The sequence below is a fragment of the Corynebacterium sp. HMSC075F02 genome, from assembly GCF_001838335.1.
Lineage (GTDB): Bacteria > Actinomycetota > Actinomycetes > Mycobacteriales > Mycobacteriaceae > Corynebacterium > Corynebacterium jeikeium_D.
Genome location: NZ_KV836311.1, coordinates 36,874 through 52,579, shown reverse-complemented (window position 1 = coordinate 52,579; position 15,706 = coordinate 36,874). Strand labels below are relative to the sequence as shown.

Below are 15,706 nucleotides of genomic sequence, written 5' to 3'. Positions count from 1 at the left end.
CGACTACTTCCCCAGGTCCTTGTTGACCTGGCGCTTGACCAAAGTGCCGTGCAGCGTGACCATCAGCGCAGTCATCTCACGGCCCATCTCCACAGCCTTCTGCTTGCCGCTAGCCGCACGCGACTTACTCAGCGGACTAGCAGCGAGCGACACCAAATCTGCCTCACGGGCCGCAGCGGTACGCACAGTTTTGAGGTGGCGGGCATCCAGACCAAACTCAGCCAGCTTAACTGCCGTCTCAGTGATGAGCAGGTCATCGCCATCGAACATGTTCAGCGTGTCCGGAGTAATCAGACCGACTCGAACCAGTTCAGTGATGAACTTCTCGCTAGCGCCGGTGCGCTCTGCCAGCTCCGCCTGCGTCAGCGAGACCACTGCGGCTTCGCGGAACTGATCCGCCGTCACCAGTGGAGTGACCGATGCCAGCCCGTCGCCGCCAGCGTTGCCCGCATCAATTTCGTCGAGCTGCTCTTTAATAACTTTCAGCGGCAAGTAGTTATCACGCTGAACGGTGAGAATGTAGCGCAGGCGGTCAATGTCCGCCTGGCTGTAGCGACGATAACCCGAGGAGCTACGCGACGGGCACAGCAGCCCCTCCGACTCGAGAAAACGAATCTTGGACAGCGTTACATCAGGGAACTCAACCTTGACTTCCTTCAGCACAGCACCGATGGTCTTCTTCTTGCCCACCGAGCGTGCTTGCTTCGCAGTGCTTTCCGACGAAGTCGGCTGCGAAACTGCTGATTTGCGTACTGCTGCCACTGGTCTTTTCCGAGCCTTTACAAAAATAAGGGGTTAATGCCGACAGGCGTCGACATTAACCGATGTCGAATTAGTTACCGATCAGGAAGACGAGGCGGAACTTACCGACCTGAACCTCGTCACCATTAGCCAGAACCGCGGAGTTCTTCGGCTCGCGGTTAACGTAGGTACCGTTCAGCGATCCCACGTCGACGACCTCGTAGGAGTCACCGTTCTTGCGGAACTCTGCGTGACGACGGGAAACAGTCACATCATCGAGGAAGATGTCGCTGTCCGGGTGACGACCAGCGGTGGTGACTGCCTGATCGAGCAGGAAACGCGAACCTGCGTTTGGCCCCCGCTTGACAACCAAGAGTGCCGAGCCCGCCGGAAGTCCTTCAACACCGGAGACCGTGGAGTCCGTGTTAGAGCCGGACTCCATTTCCTTCAGCAAATCTGCACGGAAGACCGAGGTGGTCTCGACCGATGCCTCTGGCTGGCCGCTATTGCTAGTCATATCTTTCCCTCCGGGATAACCTTGGGCGATTTACTCGTTACTTTTTAGATAATAGCGCCCCAACCGCTTTCGTGTTGTTATCTAATCCCAACCATGTTGTGACGCAGCTCACCAGCAGGGTATGTACAACATGATTGATATGCGTAAATACCGACATCTGAGAGCTTTCTCTGTGGGTGTACCTAGGCCGGTCACCGGAGAAATATTTTCAAATTGTTACCAAACCTGTGGTTACGGCTTACCTAAACATCGCTGCAATTGAGCCGACGACCGAGCCGCCACCATTGCTCAATGGGTTGTCGTTGACCATGTACGTCCACGTCGAGCTCGGGCGAGCAAGACCCGTGTCCTCTAGATGTGCGCCTTCGCTGTCGATTTCGACCTCTTGGAAGGTCTGCACCGACTCGGTAACGGCATTGTTCACCAGGTTCTTAAAGGCGCCGATGGCGGCGCGGTGGAACTCATCAATGGGGCTTTCCTTAGCCAGCGCGCGCAGGTGAATCGACTCCCGCAGGTCATCCAGATCTGCCAGGTGGTCCGACCATCCGCGATCCAGGTGGCTCAGCATAATTTCCCGGGCAGCGTCCTCGGCTACATCGCGCCCGACTGCGGCTTCGACTTCCTTCGCCCGCGCCGATGCCAACTTGGACAGTTCTTCCCAGGCAGCATTAGTAGTCAGCAGTTTCTCCCTGCGCTCATCCAGAATCTCGCGCTGGTCACCGATGAGCTTGTTGTACTTCCACGTCGTCGCATGAATCGACAGCATGGTCGCCTCTGTCACTCGCTGTGCGCGGTCAATGAACTGGTAGGCCCTCTTATCGCGAACGCGGCCATCGTCCTCGGGCAGCACGCTCAGCGTCTCGCCAGCAGCGCCTTCGGAAATTACCGGATCATCCAGGGAGACAAAGAACACCGACGAGCCCGGATCGCCCTGGCGCCCGGCGCGGCCACGCAGCTGATTGTCCAGTCGGTCAGTGCGGTGCTTGCCCAGGCCAATGACGCATAGTCCACCGCGCTCAACGACCGCATCGCGGTTGGATTCATCTACCCCGCCGAGGCGGATGTCGGTTCCTCGTCCGGCCATCTGGGTGGACACCGTAACACGGCCAATATCGCCAGCATTGGCGATGACCTGGGCCTCCAGCTCGTCATTTTTTGCGTTCAGCACCGAGGACTCGATGCCGCGCAGGACCAGCGCATCGGCCAGTCGTTCCGATTCGGCCACGTCACGGGTGCCTACGAGTATTGGTCGACCAGTGCCGTTGAGTTCCACGACCTCGTCGACAAGCGCGGCGAACGCGTCGTCGGTGGTGGCGTAGATGCGGTCGGGATCGTCGTCACGAATGCATGGGACGTTGGGTTCGATGACGGAGACGTGGAGTCCATAGAACTCGCGGAACTGGTCTCCTGCGGAGGTGGCGGTGCCGGTCATGCCACAGGTGATGTCGTAGCGGCCGACGAGTTGCTGGATGGTCATGGAGTCGAGGATGCGGCCGCCCTCAGAGACCTGCAGGCCCTCCTTGGCCTCTACCGCCGCCTGCAGACCGTCCGGCCAGCGCTGCAACTCCGCCACGCGTCCCTTCGAGGCATCGATGAGCTGTACCTTGCCGTCGCGCACGATGTAGTCGACATCGCGCTGCAGCAACTCGTGGGCGTGCAGTGCAACGTTGACCTGAACCAGAGTGGTGCCGACATGTTCGGCGTCGTACAGCGAGCCGATGCCAAGCAGGCGTTCGACGCGTGCGGCGCCGGTATCGGTGAGGAAGACGTTGCGGCGGCCTTCGTCGACGGTGTAGTCGTCGCCGAGCTGCAGGCGGCGCACCACGTCGGTGATCTGACCGGTCGGTGCGGTGCCCGGCTCACTGCCGGCAAGCACAAGCGGGACCAGCGCTTCATCCACCAACACGGAGTCGGCCTCGTCGATGATCGCGACATCAGCGGGCGACTGCACGCGGTCTTCGATGGCCGGCGCGCAGCGGTCGCGCAGAACGTCGAAGCCGAGTTCGTTGACGGCGGCGTAGACGATGTCTGCCGCATATGCTTTACGACGCTCCCCCGGTCCCTCCTGCGGCGAAATAGCCGCCACCGAGAGCCCTAGGAACCCGAACAGCGGTTGCATCCACTGCGCGTCGCGGCCTGCGAGGTAGTCGTTGACGGTCACGGAATGCACGCGGTGGCCACGCAGCGCGAACCCTGCTGCAGCCAGGGCGCCGGAGAGGGTCTTGCCCTCACCAGTGGCCATCTGGACGACGTCTCCCTCCATGAGCGCCAGTGCGCCTTGCAGCTGCACATCGAAGGGACGCATGGACAGGGTGCGCTGGGAGACTTCGCGGAGCGCGGCTAAAAGCTCCGGTGCGTCGGTGGCGTGTTGGCGGGTGAAGTCGGCGAGGTCGGCGTCGGAAAGCGCCTGTACCTGCGGCTCGAGCTCAGCGGCGCGTGCCACCAGCCCTACGCTGCGTTTTTGGTTGCGCCCCTGCTTGCCGCTAAGAGCCTTCCAAAACCAATTAAACCCAGCCATCTTCTACCCTTCCTGCGCGCGTGTGGTTGTCGGCGCGTTCTGACTCACCAGAGTAATCAATCTGGGCCGGCCTTCGGAGTGTCAATCGCCGCCAGCGAATTTGCACCATATGTCTTTAGTCACATCTTGAGTTTGAAACAATGGGTTTAACACTTGATGCGAGAATTTTCGGAAGGACTTGAATCCCCTATGGCAATCGAATTCATCCCCACCGCTGACCTGGTTGACGAGATCGGCCCGGACGTGCGTTCCTGCGATACCCAGATGCGTAACCTCGGCGGTCGCGTGGAGTTCTGCGGCAAGATCTCCACGGTCAAGTGTTTCCAGGACAACGCGCTGCTGAAGAAGGTCCTCTCCGAACCGTCGGAGGGTGGCGTGCTTGTCATCGACGGTGACGCTTCTGTGCACACGGCGCTGGTCGGTGACGTTATTGCGGGGCTCGGCAAGGACAATGGCTGGGCTGGTGTGGTCGTCAACGGCGCGATTCGCGACTCCAAGCTGATTGGCGAGATGGACTTCGGCTGCAAGGCGCTTGGCACCAACCCGCGCAAGTCCACCAAGACCGGCGAGGGCGAGCGCGACGTCGTTGTCTCCTTCGGCGGCATTGACTTCGTTCCGGGCGAGACGCTCTACGCTGACTCCGACGGTATTGTCGTGCGCTAGTGCGCTTGTGCGCTAGACGGCAGACAAAACCGCAAGCAATAGCCGTAAACAAAGCCGCCGCCTCCCGGAATCTTCCAGAAGACGGCGGCTATTTTTGTCGGGCTGACCGGATTTGAACCGACGACCCCCTCACCCCCAGTGAGGTGCGCTACCAAACTGCGCTACAGCCCGCGTGCACGAAAGTGCAACGAGCTATAGGTTACATCATTGGTGTTTGCTGGCGGAAATCGCCCCAGACCCCTGCCCTGCCTACCGCATTACTGCAGGTAGATGGTCACTGGAGTGGATGTCTCCGCCATCTGTCCCTCCGGCGGATCGATCGAGGCGACCTTGCCCATAATCGCAGCCACAGAGTTGGTCGGATTGCCCTCGGCGTCGACGACGGTCACATTCTGGTAGCCGTTGGTACGCAATTCCACCTCGACCGATGCCGGACTCTTGCCCACCACGCCCTGCGGGATGGTGCCCCAACCGCTGCTGCGCTCACCGGGGCCAGGGATAGCTGGCGGCGACTCGCGAAGTTGGTCCAGCTCCTGCTCGAGGCGCTCACGGGTGTCGTTAATCGTGCCCGACGGGTCCAAACGATCGGTTGGGCTTGTCGTGGTTTCTTCCGGCGAGGTTGTCGTCGGCGTCGGGCTTGACGACGTCTCCTGCGTCGGCTCCGCCGTATTGTCGTTTTTGTCCTCGGTTCCGGAAGTAAAGGACAAGACCAGGGCTACCAGCGCGACTACGGCCACCATGGCGGCGATGGCCACAATGGCGACAGGCTTGCCCCAGCCCTTCTTAGAGTCATCATTGCCACTGTTGCCACGGTTATTACCGCGGTTGTTGCCGTTGTTCATGTCACCGTAACCGCCTGCGCCACCTGCGGCGTACTGCTGGGTTGCGCCTGCCTGCTGGCCCGCCTGACCATAGCCGCGTTCTTCTTCAGAAAGCGGAGCCCAGTACTGGCCGCTCCCCTGCGCGCCACCGCCTTGCGCTCCGGCACCGGCTCCTGCACCGGCACCTCGCGAGTTCTCAAAACGTGTTTCATCGCCGCGCTGTAAGAACTGCGTCTCAGAGGAGTCGCCGCCGAAGTATTCGGTCGGCTGCTCACCCGCGAAGTCGGCATCCGGGTTGTATCCGCGGTATCCCTCGTCCCGCGGAATGTAGCGAGTCGCGGAGTCATCGCCGTATGAGCTTGAGGAATCGCGTCCGTAGCTGTTGTCTCGGCCATCGTGCTGAGAGCCGTCACGGTTATTGCCGCGCCTGACCATTGTCAGTTCTCCTTATCGCTAATTTCCTAAAACTCCAAAATGCCAACGAAAAGCCCAAAATGCAATTGCCTAAATCACATTTTGGGCTTTTCTCAGCTCGCCACGCGCAACTGGCGGAGCTTCCTAGCGGCGCTTCTTCTTCTCGCGGACACGCACCGCGATGCGCACCGGCGACCCCTCGAAACCGAACTCTTCACGCAGCTTGCGCTCCAGGAAGCGACGGTAGCCATGCTCCAGGAACCCAGTTGTGAACAGCACAATTACCGGCGGGCGCGAGGATGCCTGGGTGGCAAACAGCACGCGCGGCTGGCGGCCACCACGCAGCGGTGGCGGGTTCTGCTGCATGATCGCACGCAACCAAGTGTTCAGGCGACCAGTAGAGATGCGCTTATCCCACGACTCCACGGCCTCCAACATTGCCGGTTCCAGCTTCTGCACAGCGCGACCAGTCTTGGCGGAGATGTTCACCCGACGAGCCCACGGCACGTGTGCTAGCTGCTCTTCAATTTCGCGCTCGAGCAGATCGCGGCGGTCCTCATCCATGAGGTCCCACTTGTTGTAGGCGACCACAAGTGCGCGACCAGAGTCGAGAATCATGCGCAGCACGCGCTGGTCCTGCTCGGTAATCTGCTCGGAGGCATCGACCAGGAAAATCACGACCTCGGCGTTGTCAATCGTCGAACGAGTACGCAGCGAGGCGTAGAACTCGTGGCCCTTGGCGGTCTTGGTCTTCTTGCGAATACCAGCGGTATCGACGAAGCGCCACAGCGCCTCGTCCATCTGCACCAGCGAGTCCACCGGGTCAACCGTGGTACCGGCCACGTCGCTGACCACTGCGCGATCTTCACCGGAGAGCTTGTTCAGCAGCGAAGACTTGCCCACATTCGGCTTGCCCACCAGCGCCACGCGGCGCGGCCCGGTCGGCAGCGACTTCGCACGCGGCACCTCCGGGAAGGAGGACACCACTTCGTCCATTACGTCGGCATTGCCACGACCGTGGAGGGCCGAGGTTGGGTGCGGCTCGCCGAGCCCGAGGGCCCAGAACTCCGCGACGTCGCCGAGCTGCGAATCCGACTCAAACTTGTTGGCGGCGAGAATAACCGGCTGCTCCGCGCGCTGCAGGCGGCGGGCCATGACCTCTTCCGTGGCGGTGATGCCGACCGTGGTGTCGACGACCATAACAATCACATCGGCGGTCTCCATGGCGGTCTCCGCCTGACGAGCAATCGCCGCATGCATACCCTTGGCATCCGGATCCCAGCCGCCGGTGTCCTGCACCCAGAAACGACGACCGCCCCATTCACCCAGGTAGGAGATACGGTCGCGGGTCACGCCCGGGAAGTCTTCGACAACTGCTTCACGACGGCCAATGAATCTGTTAACCATGGTGGACTTACCAACATTCGGTCGTCCCACAATGGCCACGGTCGGAAGAGCTTCTTCCTCCTCGTCGCTCACGCCAAGCGCTGCGAAGGCGTTTTCCAGTTCTTCCCAGTCGGCATCGTCGTCAATCTGGCCGGTTTCGGCGCGCTCGATGGCTTCGGAGATGATCGTCTCGTGGTCGGCAATCGTGCGGTCGATGAACTCGTCTGCGCTGGTGTGGCTGCCTGCGGTGCCCGGCGCGTTTTCGCTCTCCACGTTTGCGACCAGGTGTCCGGCGGTGTCGTCCTCGGAGTCGTCGGAGTCCTCGAAGGAGCCCTCGAACTCCTCGTTGTCGACATCGTCCCAGTCCATGGTGGACCCCGGGTAGCCGGCCTCAACGACATCGAGGACGTTTTCCACGACCTCTTCAATGTCCATCTCGGAGGTGTCCAGAATGAACGCGTCCTCGGCTGGCTTCAGCGGAGAGGTCGCACGGTTGCTGTCGAGTTCGTCGCGGCGGATGACGTCGGCAAGCACGGTGTCGAAGTCAGCCTCACGACCAGCAGCGATGTCCTGGTCGTAGCGGCGGCGAGCGCGGACCTCTGCGGATGCGGTCATGAAGATTTTCGCCGGAACGTCCGGGAGAACGACCGTGCCGATGTCGCGGCCTTCCACCACACAACGCACCGCCGATGCGGCCAGCGAACGCTGGAGTGCGACCAGGTTGGTGCGCACAGCCGGAATCGCGGAGACCGCCGACACGTTGCGGGTGACCTCCGGGCCGCGAATCTCGCCGGAAACATCCTCGCCGTCGAGGAGGACGGCGGTGGAGTTCGGGTCATCGGAGACTTCCAGCGGCAGGGCGGCCGTCGCCTTGGCCACGGCTTCCTCGTCGGTCGGGTCGATGCCCTGGCGCAGCACCCACAGGGTGGCAACGCGGTACATAGCGCCGGTGTCCAGGTACTTTGCACCCAGCTCGGTTGCGACCATCCGGGAGACAGTCGACTTGCCAGTGCCGGAAGGGCCGTCGATGGCAACCAACAGCATGTCGTCAGTGTTCTGCTCGCTCATGTGGGCTCCTTCAGCTCCTTGGTTTTCTTCGTTCTTCTTCACTAGTGCCATTTACAGCCCCACCGCGTTGTAGAGGGAGGTCAGCTCAGCGCGGTTGAGTGCGCGGAGAGCGCCCGGGGTCTGCTCGCCCAGCTGGACAGTGTGAATCTTAGTGCGCACCAGGCGCTCGACCGGGAAGCCCGCAGTCTTGAGCATTCGGCGCACGATGTGCTTGCGGCCCTCATGCAGCTCGATGCGGACGATAGAGCGGCCCTGCCAGATGTCAATAATCTGCGCCATGTCCGCCTTAGCGATGCCATCATCGAGCTCAATGCCCTTTTCCAGCTCACGCATGACCTTGGCATCGACCTCACCGACAACGGTGGCCATGTAGGTCTTGGTGACCTCGTAACTCGGGTGCATCAGGCGGTTGGCCAGCTCACCATCGTTGGTGAGCAGCAGCAGACCCTCGGTGGGCGCATCCAGGCGCCCCACGTGGAAGAGTCGCTGACCAGCGCTGATCTTCTCACCGATGATGTCGCCCACACACGGGCGGCCCATGTCATCGTGCATGGTCGACTGCACGCCACGCGGCTTGTTCAGGACGAAGTACTGCATGTCCTCATTGACGATGACGCGGGAACCATCAACGCGAATCACAGACGTGTTCGGGTCCACCCGCACGCCCTGCCGCGTCACAATCTTGCCGTCGACCTCGACGCGGCCTTCGTCGATAAGCTTTTCCGCCATACGACGCGACGCCACGCCTGCCTGTGCCAGGACCTTCTGCAGACGTACGCCTTCACCTGCTTCGCTGTGCACGCGCTTGCCCGAGCCGCGGCGGTCGGAGTCCACGTGCTGGTGGCGCGCCGGGCGAGCGTTGGATACGTAGATGTCCTTCGCGTGGACGTTGGAGGTCTCCATCTTCGCGCCGCTGTCGCGACGGCTGCGGTTGCGCTGGGCGTTAGTGGAGCCGCGGTTGGATTGATTCTTACGGTTCTTGTGTGCCGGTGTGCCTTCTCGGCGAGCGGGTTTAGCCACTTGACCTACATCCTTTTCAAGCGTTGGAGAATGTTCTGTTTGTTAGAACGTCAGCGCCAGGCGACGCTGTTCTCTCCCCCGTGGGCCCAAAATGGCCGGTGGAAGCAGGTTAATAAAGAGAATTACAGAGAAAGCCTCGCGCCTTGTCGTGTAGCCACCTTAGCACGTTTTTCGCAAAACGCCAGCTTAACGACGTCCCGCGCGGCCTCCACCTACAACGTCTTTTACAGCGCTGCGGCCCACTCTCGCACGCCCGGCAGCCACTGCGTAGCTTTCGCCACAAACTCCTGCCGGTCCAGCGCGCCCGCTCCCGCCTGCACCGACCCCAGCAGCGGCACCCCGGTGATGCGCGGCAGTTCGTCCAGGTTCGTCTCAATGATCGGGTCGACCTCCGCTGGCAACGAACCGCCGACCAGCGCCGTGACATTGACTCCGCGGCCCCGCGCCACCTCGACGGTGAGCTCCGCCTCGTTCAGGCAACCCAGGTCCAACCGCGTCACGACCACCATCTGACTACCCGGCAACAACCCCGCCAGCTCCGGCAGCGCCCAGTCCTCGCCGAGTCGCACCAGCAGTCCGCCCGCGCCCTCCACGAGGACAACGCGGTTCGGACCGTCGATAAGCTTAATCTTCTCCGCGATCTCCGTGGCGTTCGGCAGGCGCATGCCCGCGCGCTGAGCCGCCGCCACCGGCGCCATCGGCTCGGGGTAACGCTCGAAGCCATGCAGGTTGTCGATCCCCGTCAGCTCCGCGACAGTGTCCAAATCACCGCCATTTGGGCCCGGAAAACCGGTCTGAATTGGCTTGACGACGTGCACCTCCTTACCCTCCTCGCGAAGTGCCGCCGCCAGTGCTGCCGTGCCGATGGTCTTTCCAATATCGGTACCGGTGCCTGTGACAAGGACGATGCTCATGGTGGTTGGTGCTCCTTTTGGTTGCGCTACTTGCGTTCTTCCTCGGCGGCGACGATGGCGGCGATGGCCTCGCAGATACGGTCGACCTCGTCATTGGTGCTGATGTACGGCGGCATGGTGTACACCAATTTGCCGAATGGCCGCAGCCACACCCCGGCATCGACAGCCGCTGCCGTGGCCAAGCCCATGTCCACCGGGCGCTGCATCTCCACGACCCCGATTGCGCCAAGAACCCGCACATCGGCCACGGCATCGCTGCTGGCTAAGGGCTGGAGCTGGTTGCGAAGTCGGGATTCGATGCGCGGGACATCCTCACGCCACTGCCCTTCTGCAATCAGGTCGAGCTGCGCGCAGGCCACGGCACAGGCCAACGGGTTGCCCATGAAGGTCGGGCCGTGCATGATGCCTCCGCCTGCGCCACTGGAAATGGTGCGAGCCACGTCGGCGGTGGTGAGGGTGGCTGCGAAGCTCATAAAGCCGCCGGTCAGCGCCTTGCCGACACACATAATATCCGGCACAATCCCGGCCGCCTGCGTCGTGAACAGGTCACCGGCCCGGCCGAAGCCGGTGGCGATCTCATCCGCGATGAGCAGAATCCCGTGCTTGTCACACAGCTTCCGGAGCCCCACAAGCAGCTCGTGGTCATGGAACCGCATGCCACCAGCGCCTTGGACCACCGGTTCAATAATGATGCCGGCGACGGAGTCGTCGATAAGCGAATCGAAGTGCGCGAGATAGCGTGCGCGCTCCTCCTCGGTTGCGCCGCGGGCGGGTGGTTTGTCGGCGAAGACCTGCGGAGTCCACTGCCCCGTCCACAGCGAATGCATGCCGCCCTCGGGGTCGCAGACGGTCATGGGCGCGCGAGTGTCGCCGTGATAGCCGCCGCGCCAAGTGGCCAGGCGGGTGCGCTCGGGATGGCCTTTGGCCTGCTGGTACTGCAGCGCCATTTTGATAGCAACCTCGACGGAAACCGAGCCAGAGTCCGAGTAGAAGATGGCATCGAAGCCGGGGCCCGCGAGCTTTAGGAGCTTTTCCGCCAGCTCAATGGCCGGACGGTGTGTGAGTCCGCCGAACATGACATGCGACATCGTGGTGACCTGCTTCTTCGCGGCTGCGACCAGCTTCGGGTGCGAGTGGCCGTGACAGGCGGCCCACCAGCTGCTCATGCCGTCGATGAGGGTGCGGCCGTCGGCGAGGTGGAGGTTCACACCCTCGGCGGACTCGACCAGCTTGGGCGCAACCGGCGACGGGATGGGGCCGTATGGGTGCCAGATGTGGTCGGCGTCGAATTGGGCGAGGTCGGCGATGGCTGGCCGGGTGTGTGGTTGGGCGGGTGGTTGGGCGGGCGGCGGGGTGTGCGGCTGGGCGGTTTCCGAGGCTGTCATGATACTCAAGCATAATACCTGTACAGCGCCAGACTTGAACGCCGTTCGGGGTTGGTGGTGGAGCTTCTCGCAAGGATTACAGACAGTCTCAGCGACTTTACGACACCCATGTCACCTCGTGGCAGCTGTGGAGGTGGCATGAGGTGACACCTGTGTCGTGAAGTGAGGTTGGGGTGGCCCGATGAGCCAGCCAGCTAGTACAGCCGCCCCGCCTGGCTCCACACTCGTCGGCGACGCATGGCCAACTCGGCCGCCTTACCTGTGATTGTGATGGGCTGCCGCGCGAAGGCGTAGTTTCCGCGATAGCAACTGCCACCATTTGCCAGGTGACGTCGGATTTCTGCGGCCGCTTGCCGCAAGGTGGCTACGGCGGTGCCGTCGAAAAGCTGTGACCAGACGATCCGGATGACATTCAGTCCAAGATTCTTCAGGCGCTTTTCGCGCTCCAGCTCCTTTGCGATTGCCACCTGCGTGTCCGCGACCCCGCCATCGGTGTATTTCATACGGCCGTCGAACTCGACGACCAGCCCAAGTTCGGGCAGGTAGAAGTCCACGCGTGCGATGAAGCCACGATCATCCCGAAAGGAAACCTGCTGAAGCAACGGAGCCCGAGAATCGTCGACAGCAGCTAGCCCCGCCTGGACAATTGCTTCTTTAGTGAGCGATTCCCCAATGCTTTCCGACGACGCTGTCGCTTGCCCCAACAATCTCCTGGCCTGTGCATTTCCCGGAGCACGCGGATATGCAGCCAACGTAGCCGACAGTTCCTCGGTGTCGGTGTGGCGCTGGAGGGCGGCGTCGGCAAGCACTAGTGCATTGTGCGGGGTGCGGGAACGGCAGACGTCGATGACGGACTTTGGGACATCGGTGACGAGGCGGCCATCGATTTCTACGATGTCCTCGGGGAGAATCCGGCCGGAGACGCGGATGAGGCGTTTGTGCGGCTGGTACGGGCCATTCGGCGTGCTTCGCGATTGCCCGCGCGTGCGGCCGGAGTTGGCTATCGCGATGGGAGTGTTGTGTGTGAGCAGAGGTAAACCGTGGAGAGCAGCGGCGGCATCGCGGGTGACTACGGTGGCGGTGTCGCGATGGACGAGCGCTTTGATTTCCAGGACGTAGCGTTCGGTGCTGTTTAGGGTGAGCCACCTGTCGACAGGCACGTACGCGCCGTGTGCGAGCCACAGGAGGCTGCCGCTTTTGGCCCGCCGGAGGAGATCTCGGTCGGAGTGCTGGCCGATTCGGGAGATTGCGAATGTGCTGGGGCGGGCGCATTCGCGCTGCTGGCCGGTACGGATGATGTCGTCGGCGTCGTAGTTCCACTGCGGCATCGGATTGCGCTCCTGAGGTCCAGGCAACTGCTGGTGGGTGGGTGGCGGGGTGTGAGTGTTTGTGGGTTTGTGTGTTTGTGAGTGTTTGCGAGTGTTGGTGAGTGCTACGTTCTCATTTTTGGGCTCACACGGAGACTCAGGAGGCATCGATTTGGCATCGACTGTGGATAGTTTGCAGTTTTCGGGAGTTATCCACAATGCGTGTGGTGGGTGTGGTGTGCGGTGTGGGTGTGGTGGGTGCAAAGGCTCGCAGTGAGCTGTAGCGAGCAGCATACCCAGCCCGGAATGCGACTTCACGACACCCACGTCACCTCGTGGCAGCTGTGGAGGTGGCATGAGGTGACACCCGTGTCGTGAAGTGGATCGATGACCGTCAGGCGAATCGAAAACCGTGAAGTGGGTCGTTCAATAGAGTGAACCCCACCTAGTCCAACGGCTCGTCGATCAAGTCGACCTCAGGCAGCAGCGGAGCCAAATCAGGCAGCTGGTCCAGCGAATCAATCCCCAAAAGCTCCAGGAACAGCGTCGTCGTAACGTACAAATGCGCGCCGGTTGCCGGGTCCTCTCCGGATTCCGCAATCAGACCGCGCGCGACCAGCGTGCGCATCACCCCATCGACATTGACACCACGCACACCGGAGACCTGCGCACGCGTGGCCGGCTGTCGGTAAGCCACTACTGCCAGCGTCTCCATAGCTGCACGTGAGAGCTTCGACTGCGAGCCATCCAGCAAGAATCGCTCGACCGCGCTGGCGTGGGCGGGAGCTGTGTAAAACCGCCAGCCCTCATCCGTTTCGCGTAGCTCAATGCCGCTGCGACGTGCACGGTATTCGTACTCGATTTCGCGAAGCACGTCACGGACATCACTTGCGGAAACATCCAGCGCCCGCGCCATATCCTCCGCCGCCACCGGCGTATCGACTACCAGCAGAATCGACTCAACGCCTGCTCGCAACGGGTCAATGGGCGGCAACTGAGCCGAAGAAGCAGACGCGGGCTCCACGGCCTGCTCGGATGGTGCGGAACTGGTTTCGCTCATGCGCGTCAGATTACGCAACCTCCCGCGCCGGGCGCTAATTGGCCGGGCGCTAATCAGCTGTTAGCACCAGCCCAACCAAGCCCACGCCCAACAGCCAAGCCCCAACAGCCAGCCCCAGTCACCTACTCCCAGTTCGCCGCCGCCACGACGGCCGGGTCCACGTCCAGCCCGGTCCAGGCCACGTGGATTTCCTCCAGCGCCTCCTCCTGCTCCACACCGATCGCCTTGGCTCGGTAGAGCTCCAGCAGCGCCAGGAACCGTCCGACAACTTCCATGGACACGCGGCACTCCGAGGTCAGCTGCGTAAACGTCAGCCAGGTCCCCTCGCCTGCCAGCCGCAGCGAGTCCAGAATCTTGCCCGCCTGCTCAGGCACGGACACGGGCACACCGTGGATGTGTCCGACGCCAACTTCCTCCGGCGGCTTCGGCCGCATCACGACGGCCGCAAACTCGGCAAACTCCCCGAGCGTCATGCCCAGGCGCACGGGCGGCAGCAGCTCCTCGAACTGCTTGTCCGGCCCCACAGCTCGCGGATAGCGCCGCGGCGCGGTCTTCTGCCACTCCTCGAATTGGTCGGCTACCTTGCCATACGCCTGGTATTGCAGCAGTCGGGCGAACAGCAGGTCGCGTGCTTCTAGCAGTTCGAGGTCTTCTTCGCTGTCGACGTCGCCACGCGGCAGAAGTCGTGCGGTCTTGAGGTCGAGCAGCGTCGCTGCCACGACGAGGAATTCGGTGATTTCGTCGAGATCGCTGACTGCGTCGAGGCTGCGCGTGTACGAGATGAACTCGTCCGTCACCGCCGCCAGCGCGACCTCGGTGACGTCCATCTTTTTGCTGCTGATGAGCTGCAGCAGCAGGTCGAAAGGCCCGTTGAAGTTCGCGAGCGCGACGCGGAAGCCGGTGATCTCTTCCTGCACGCCCTCGCTTGACGACGGTTCGGGAGTGTAACTATCCGGGGAAGTCACCTATTATTTGCGGCCTTTGCGCTCGATGACCTCGCGGGCCAGGTTGCGGTACTGTGCCGCAGCTGGGGTGTTCGGTGCCCAGGTGGTGATGGGCTCGCCAGCGACGGAGGTTTCCGGGAAGCGGACGGTTCGGGTGATGACCGTGTCGAAGACCTTGTCACCGAAGACCTCGATGAGGCGTTCCATGACTTCCTTGGCGTGGCGCGTGCGGCGGTCGAACATAGTGACCAGGATGCCGGAGACTTCCAGGTTGAAGTTCAGGCGGTCGCGGACTTTGGCCACCGTGTCGGTGAGCAGTGCCAGACCGCGCAGGGAGAAGTACTCTGCCACCATTGGGATGATGACGCCCTCGGAGATAGTCAGCGCATTGACAGTCAACAGGCCCAGCGACGGCTGGCAGTCAATGATGATGAAGTCGTAGTCATTCATCACTGGGCGCAGCGCGCGTCCGAGGGCCTGCTCGCGGCCGACTTCGTTGACAAGCTGAATCTCCGCAGCCGACAGGTCGATGTTGGCCGGAACGAGGTCCAGGCCGGAGACCTTGGTGTGATGAATGGCATCGCGGACATCGGTGGTGTCGTCGACGATGAGGTTGTAGACCGTCAGGTCGAGTTCCTCATGCGGGACCCCGAGACCGGCCGATAGTGCGCCTTGCGGGTCCAAGTCAACGAGCAGGACTTTACGACCGAACTCTGCCAGCGCCGCACCCAGGTTAATGGTCGAGGTGGTCTTCCCCACGCCGCCCTTCTGGTTACACATTGCCAGGATGACTGCGGGGCCATGACTGTTCAGGGGTGCGGGTTCCGGCAGCTCACGTGCCGGACGACCGGTGAGACCGAGTTCAACTCGATCGGCCTCAAACAACCCTTCTTCAGCCACAGTCAATCCCTCTTCCTTGAAGATTTCTCATCAATTCTACTGCGCGAT

Annotated in this window: 13 protein-coding genes and 1 tRNA gene; 1 reads left to right on the top strand and 13 read right to left on the bottom strand. The window is 62.0% G+C overall.

Going from position 1 to position 15,706, the window contains the following annotated elements; all coding sequences use genetic code 11:
* Nucleotides 1–3 precede the first annotated feature (3 nt).
* The 3 genes from HMPREF2920_RS04830 to secA2 form a co-directional block, all read right to left on the bottom strand.
* Nucleotides 4–762, bottom strand: coding sequence for a transcriptional regulator FtsR (locus HMPREF2920_RS04830; protein ID WP_016422836.1), 759 nt, complete (start codon nt 760–762; stop codon nt 4–6).
* Between the two features lie 70 nt (nt 763–832).
* The gene (odhI, locus tag HMPREF2920_RS04825; protein ID WP_016422837.1) at nt 833–1,258 is read right to left on the bottom strand and encodes an oxoglutarate dehydrogenase inhibitor Odhl; all 426 of its coding nucleotides are present in this window, start codon (nt 1,256–1,258) and stop codon (nt 833–835) included.
* Between the two features lie 238 nt (nt 1,259–1,496).
* Nucleotides 1,497–3,776: an accessory Sec system translocase SecA2 gene (gene secA2 / locus HMPREF2920_RS04820; protein ID WP_070437412.1), complete on the bottom strand. Its 2,280-nt coding sequence runs from the start codon at nt 3,774–3,776 to the stop codon at nt 1,497–1,499.
* Between the two features lie 189 nt (nt 3,777–3,965).
* Here secA2 and rraA point away from each other — a divergent pair, with 189 nt between their 5' ends.
* Nucleotides 3,966–4,439 carry a ribonuclease E activity regulator RraA gene (rraA, locus tag HMPREF2920_RS04815; protein ID WP_016422839.1) on the top strand — a complete coding sequence of 158 codons (474 nt, stop codon included), beginning with the start codon at nt 3,966–3,968 and terminating at the stop codon, nt 4,437–4,439.
* A gap of 97 nt (nt 4,440–4,536) precedes the next feature.
* On the opposite strand, the gene HMPREF2920_RS04810 is transcribed toward rraA, so the two are convergent.
* The 10 genes from HMPREF2920_RS04810 to HMPREF2920_RS04765 all read right to left on the bottom strand — a co-directional run bounded on the left by HMPREF2920_RS04810 (nt 4,537) and on the right by HMPREF2920_RS04765 (nt 15,658).
* A tRNA-Pro gene (locus HMPREF2920_RS04810) sits at nt 4,537–4,610 on the bottom strand.
* A gap of 86 nt (nt 4,611–4,696) precedes the next feature.
* Complete coding sequence (locus HMPREF2920_RS04805) at nt 4,697–5,695, bottom strand: PASTA domain-containing protein (protein WP_048734008.1); 999 nt, start codon at nt 5,693–5,695, stop codon at nt 4,697–4,699.
* Between the two features lie 123 nt (nt 5,696–5,818).
* On the bottom strand, nt 5,819–8,128 hold the full coding sequence (der, locus tag HMPREF2920_RS04800) for a bifunctional cytidylate kinase/GTPase Der (RefSeq protein ID WP_070854085.1): 2,310 nt from the start codon (nt 8,126–8,128) through the stop codon (nt 5,819–5,821).
* 51 nt (nt 8,129–8,179) lie between these two features.
* A complete protein-coding gene (locus tag HMPREF2920_RS04795) occupies nt 8,180–9,031 on the bottom strand; it encodes a pseudouridine synthase (protein ID WP_049189972.1) in 852 nt (283 codons plus the stop codon).
* Between the two features lie 341 nt (nt 9,032–9,372).
* A complete protein-coding gene (gene bioD, locus HMPREF2920_RS04790) occupies nt 9,373–10,062 on the bottom strand; it encodes a dethiobiotin synthase (protein WP_070549844.1) in 690 nt (229 codons plus the stop codon).
* Nucleotides 10,063–10,088: 26 nt separating this feature from the next.
* Nucleotides 10,089–11,447: an adenosylmethionine--8-amino-7-oxononanoate transaminase gene (locus tag HMPREF2920_RS04785; protein WP_246816299.1), complete on the bottom strand. Its 1,359-nt coding sequence runs from the start codon at nt 11,445–11,447 to the stop codon at nt 10,089–10,091.
* A 194-nt stretch (nt 11,448–11,641) separates the two neighbouring features.
* Nucleotides 11,642–12,802, bottom strand: coding sequence for a PDDEXK family nuclease (locus HMPREF2920_RS04780; protein ID WP_141750512.1), 1,161 nt, complete (start codon nt 12,800–12,802; stop codon nt 11,642–11,644).
* 397 nt (nt 12,803–13,199) lie between these two features.
* On the bottom strand, nt 13,200–13,814 hold the full coding sequence (scpB, locus tag HMPREF2920_RS04775) for an SMC-Scp complex subunit ScpB (RefSeq protein ID WP_005511298.1): 615 nt from the start codon (nt 13,812–13,814) through the stop codon (nt 13,200–13,202).
* Between the two features lie 122 nt (nt 13,815–13,936).
* Nucleotides 13,937–14,779: a segregation and condensation protein A gene (locus HMPREF2920_RS04770; RefSeq protein WP_172954612.1), complete on the bottom strand. Its 843-nt coding sequence runs from the start codon at nt 14,777–14,779 to the stop codon at nt 13,937–13,939.
* 3 nt (nt 14,780–14,782) lie between these two features.
* Complete coding sequence (locus HMPREF2920_RS04765; protein WP_049189940.1) at nt 14,783–15,658, bottom strand: ParA family protein; 876 nt, start codon at nt 15,656–15,658, stop codon at nt 14,783–14,785.
* Nucleotides 15,659–15,706 lie beyond the last annotated feature (48 nt).

Excerpts from the sequence above, each read along its gene's own strand:
- odhI (WP_016422837.1), bottom strand. The coding sequence starts at position 1,258 with ATGACTAGCAATAGCGGCCAGCCAGAGGCATCGGTCGAGACCACCTCG.
- secA2 (WP_070437412.1), bottom strand. The coding sequence starts at position 3,776 with ATGGCTGGGTTTAATTGGTTTTGGAAGGCTCTTAGCGGCAAGCAGGGG.
- rraA (WP_016422839.1), top strand. The coding sequence starts at position 3,966 with ATGGCAATCGAATTCATCCCCACCGCTGACCTGGTTGACGAGATCGGC.
- HMPREF2920_RS04805 (WP_048734008.1), bottom strand. The coding sequence starts at position 5,695 with ATGGTCAGGCGCGGCAATAACCGTGACGGCTCTCAGCACGATGGCCGA.
- der (WP_070854085.1), bottom strand. The coding sequence starts at position 8,128 with ATGAGCGAGCAGAACACTGACGACATGCTGTTGGTTGCCATCGACGGC.
- HMPREF2920_RS04795 (WP_049189972.1), bottom strand. The coding sequence starts at position 9,031 with ATGGAGACCTCCAACGTCCACGCGAAGGACATCTACGTATCCAACGCT.
- bioD (WP_070549844.1), bottom strand. The coding sequence starts at position 10,062 with ATGAGCATCGTCCTTGTCACAGGCACCGGTACCGATATTGGAAAGACC.
- HMPREF2920_RS04785 (WP_246816299.1), bottom strand. The coding sequence starts at position 11,447 with ATGACAGCCTCGGAAACCGCCCAGCCGCACACCCCGCCGCCCGCCCAA.
- scpB (WP_005511298.1), bottom strand. The coding sequence starts at position 13,814 with ATGAGCGAAACCAGTTCCGCACCATCCGAGCAGGCCGTGGAGCCCGCG.